This is a genomic window from Mycobacterium colombiense (genome assembly GCF_003284975.1).
Classification (GTDB): Bacteria; Actinomycetota; Actinomycetes; order Mycobacteriales; family Mycobacteriaceae; genus Mycobacterium; species Mycobacterium europaeum_A.
In genome coordinates, this window is record NZ_QMEU01000188.1 from 1 (window position 1) to 4064 (window position 4064).

General features: G+C 72.3%; 2 protein-coding genes and 1 pseudogene. All 3 read left to right on the forward strand.

Annotated elements, in window-relative coordinates; translation table 11 throughout:
- The first annotated feature begins 88 nt into the window (after positions 1–88).
- The gene (gene pheS / locus DQP58_RS25995) at positions 89–1132 is read left to right on the forward strand and encodes a phenylalanine--tRNA ligase subunit alpha (protein ID WP_112710917.1); all 1044 of its coding nucleotides are present in this window, start codon (positions 89–91) and stop codon (positions 1130–1132) included.
- On the forward strand, positions 1132–3627 hold the full coding sequence (gene pheT, locus DQP58_RS26000) for a phenylalanine--tRNA ligase subunit beta (RefSeq protein ID WP_112710918.1): 2496 nt from the start codon (positions 1132–1134) through the stop codon (positions 3625–3627). The genes pheS and pheT overlap by 1 nt, the downstream gene beginning before the upstream one ends.
- A gap of 30 nt (positions 3628–3657) precedes the next feature.
- Positions 3658–4064 (forward strand): annotated as a pseudogene (locus DQP58_RS26005) (N-acetyl-gamma-glutamyl-phosphate reductase); the annotation flags it as partial.

A 4064-nucleotide genomic window follows, 5' to 3' on the forward strand; every position in this document is an offset into this window, starting at 1 on the left:
ACTATGATCAGCACTCGACCCGTGCCGCGCGGAAGCACATCGATGCGGGCAGCCCGAACAGCCTCGTCAGCAAGGAGAGTGTCGCCGCGTGGGTGATCAACCCGTCGATCTGTCGCCGCCAGCCCTGGCCGCAGCGGTCAGCGCCGCCCGGGAGGCCTTCGCGCGGGCCGGCGATCTCGACACGCTGGCGCGCGCCAAAACCGAGCACCTCGGTGACCGCGCACCGCTGGCGCTGGCGCGCCAGGCGCTCGGTGGCGTCTCCAAGGACGAGCGCGCCGATGCGGGCAAGCGGGTCAACGCCGCCCGGACCGACGCCCAGCGGGGCTACGACGAGCGGCTCGCGGTCCTGCGGGCGGAGCGCGACGCCGCGGTGCTGGTCGCCGAGGGCATCGACGTCACGTTGCCGTCCACCCGGCAGCCGCTCGGCGCGCGGCACCCGATCACCATCCTGGCCGAACACGTCGCAGACACCTTCATCGCGATGGGCTGGGAACTGGCGGAGGGTCCGGAGGTCGAGACCGAGCAGTTCAACTTCGACGCGCTGAACTTCCCGGCCGACCACCCCGCGCGCAGCGAGCAGGACACCTTCTACATCGCGCCCGACGATTCCCGGCAGCTGTTGCGCACCCACACGTCGCCGGTGCAGGTGCGCACCCTGCTCGCCCGCGAGCTGCCCGTCTACATCGTCTCGATCGGCCGCACGTTCCGCACCGACGAGCTCGACGCCACCCACACCCCGGTGTTCCACCAGGTCGAGGGTCTGGCGGTGGACCGCGGCCTGACGATGGCGCACCTGCGGGGAACGCTGGATGCGTTCGCGCGCGCCGAGTTCGGCCCCGAGGCGCGCACCCGGATCCGGCCACACTTCTTCCCGTTCACCGAGCCGTCCGCCGAGGTCGACGTGTGGTTCGTCGGCAAGAAGGGCGGTCCCGGCTGGGTGGAGTGGGGCGGTTGCGGGATGGTGCACCCAAACGTGTTGCGCGCCGCCGGGATTGATCCGGGCGAGTACTCCGGCTTCGCGTTCGGCATGGGGCTGGAGCGAACCCTGCAGTTCCGCAACGGGATTCCGGACATGCGCGACATGGTCGAGGGTGACGTGCGGTTCTCGCTTCCGTTCGGGGTGGGTGCCTGATGCGCGTTCCCTACAGCTGGCTACGTGAGATCGTGGCGGCCGGCGCGCCGGATTGGAACGTCGGCCCCGCCGAGCTGGAGCAGACGCTGGTGCGCATCGGCCACGAGGTTGAAGAGGTCGCGACCCTGGGCCCGGTCGACGGCCCGCTGACGGTGGGCCGGGTCACCGACATCGAAGAGCTCACCGGTTTCAAGAAGCCGATCCGGTTCTGCCACGTCGACGTCGGTGAAACCAAGGACCGTGAGATCGTCTGCGGCGCAACCAACTTCGTCGTCGGTGACCTCATCGTGGCGGCGTTGCCGGGTACCACGCTGCCGGGTGACTTCACCATCGCCGCCCGCAAGACCTACGGCCGCACCTCCGACGGAATGATCTGCTCGGCGGCCGAACTCGGCCTGGGCGCCGACCATTCCGGGATCCTGGTGCTGCCGCCGGGCACCGCCGACCCCGGCGCCGACGCCGCCGCCGTGCTCGGCCTGGACGACGTGATCTTTCACCTGGCGATCACGCCCGACCGCGGCTACGGCCTGTCGTTGCGGGGCCTGGCCCGCGAGGTCGCCTGCGCCTACGACCTGGACTTCGTCGACCCCGCCGGCAGCCAGGTGATCAAGCCACTGCCGGCCAACGGCGAGGCCTGGCCGCTGACCGTGCAGCCCGGCACCGGGGTTCGGCGGTTCGCGCTGCGCCCGGTCACCGGCATCGACCCGGCCGCCATGTCGCCGTGGTGGTTGCAGCGCCGGCTGCTGTTGTCCGGCATCCGCGCGACGTCCCCGGCCGTCGACGTGACCAACTACGTGATGCTCGAGCTCGGTCACCCCATGCACGCCCACGACCGCAACCGCATCACCGGCGGCTTCGGTGTGCGATTCGCCCGCCCCGGCGAGACCGTGGTGACGCTCGACGACATCGAGCGCAAACTCGAACCGGCCGACGTGCTCATCGTCGATGACACGGCGACCACCGCGATCGGCGGCGTGATGGGCGCGGCGAGCACCGAGGTGCGCGCCGATTCGACCGACGTGCTGCTCGAGGCCGCGGTCTGGGACCCGGCCGCCGTGTCGCGCACCCAGCGCCGGCTGCACCTGCCCAGCGAAGCCGCCCGCCGCTACGAGCGCGGGGTGGATCCGGCCATCTCGGTGGCCGCGCTGGACCGCTGCGCCACCCTGCTCGCCGACATCGCCGGCGGCGTCGTCGAAGAGGGTTTGACCGATTGGCGCGGCGACCCACCGCGCGACGACTGGTCGCTTCTGCCGATCGACATCGCCGCCGACCTGCCGGATCGCCTCGCCGGGGTGGTTTATGCGCCGGGCACCACCGCCAGGCGGCTCGCCCAGATCGGCGCCCAGGTCGTGACGAACGGGGACACGCTGACGGTGACGCCACCCAGCTGGCGTCCCGACCTGCTGCAGCCCGCCGACCTCGTGGAGGAGGTGCTACGGCTAGAGGGGCTCGAGGCCATTCCGTCGGTGTTGCCGTCGGCGCCGGCCGGCCGCGGCCTGTCCGCCGTGCAGAAGCGCCGCCGCGCGATCGGCAGGTCGCTGGCCGAGTCCGGCTATGTGGAGATCCTGCCCACCCCGTTCTTGCCCGCCGGCGTGTTCGACCTGTGGGGCCTGCCGGCCGACGACCCGCGGCGCATCACGACCGACGTGCTCAACCCGCTGGAGGCCGACCGCCCGCACCTGGCGACCACGCTGCTGCCGGCGCTGCTGGAAGCCCTGGTGCGCAACGTCTCGCGCGGCCTGGTCGACGTCTCCCTCTACGCCCTCGCGCAGGTGGTCCAGCCGACGGCGCAGCCCCGCGCCGTGAATATGATCCCCGTCGATCGCCGGCCCACCGACGCCGAGATCGTCGCGCTCGACGCGTCGTTGCCGCGGCAACCCCAGCACGTCGCCGCGGTGCTGACCGGCCTGCGGGAACACCGCGGACCCTGGGGCCCGGGCCGGCGCGCCGAAGCCGCCGACGCGTTCGAGGCGGTGCGCATCATCGCCCGCGCCGGCGGCATCGACGTGCGGTTGCGGGCGGCGCAATACCTGCCATGGCATCCGGGGCGGTGCGCCGAGGTGCTCGTCGGGGACGTTGCGGTGGGGCACGCGGGTCAACTGCATCCGGCGGTGATCGAGCGCTCCGGGCTGCCGAAGGGCACCTGCGCCCTCGAGCTCAACCTCGACGCGATTCCCATCCCGCTGACGCTGCCGGCGCCGCGGGTGTCACCGTTCCCGGCCGTCTTCCAGGACCTCAGCCTGGTGGTGCCCGCGCAGGTGCCGGCCCAGGCGGTGGCCGACGCCGTCCGCGACGGCGCGGGGGAGCTGCTCGAAGACCTGCAGCTGTTCGACGTGTTCACCGGCCCGCAGATCGGCGAGGACCGCAAGTCGCTGACCTTCGCGCTGCGCTTCCGCGCACCCGACCGCACCCTCACCGAGGACGACGCGACCGCGGCTCGCGACGCCGCGGTGCGCCGCGCCACCGAGGCGGTCGGCGCGGAGCTACGGGCCTAGTGGAATGGATTTGCAAAGCACTGCATAACCATGCAGAATCGGCGGAATGGCCGACGGAATGAGGGTGGCGGTTGCCGGTGCCAGCGGCTACGCGGGCGGTGAAATCCTGCGCCTGCTGCTCGGGCACCCGGCCTACGCGAACGGACGCCTGGCGATCGGCGCGGTGACCGCCGCCGCCAGCGCGGGCAGCACGCTCGGTGAGCACCACCCGCACCTGACCCCGCTGGCCCAGCGGGTACTCGAGCCGACCGAGCTCGACGTGCTCGCCGGCCACGACGTGGTGTTCCTGGCCCTGCCGCACGGCCATTCGGCCGCGCTGGCCGCTCAGCTCGGCCCCGACACCCTGATCATCGACTGCGGCGCCGACTTCCGGCTCACCGACGCCGACGCGTGGGAGCGGTACTACGGGTCCGCGCACGCCGGCAGCTGGCCCTACG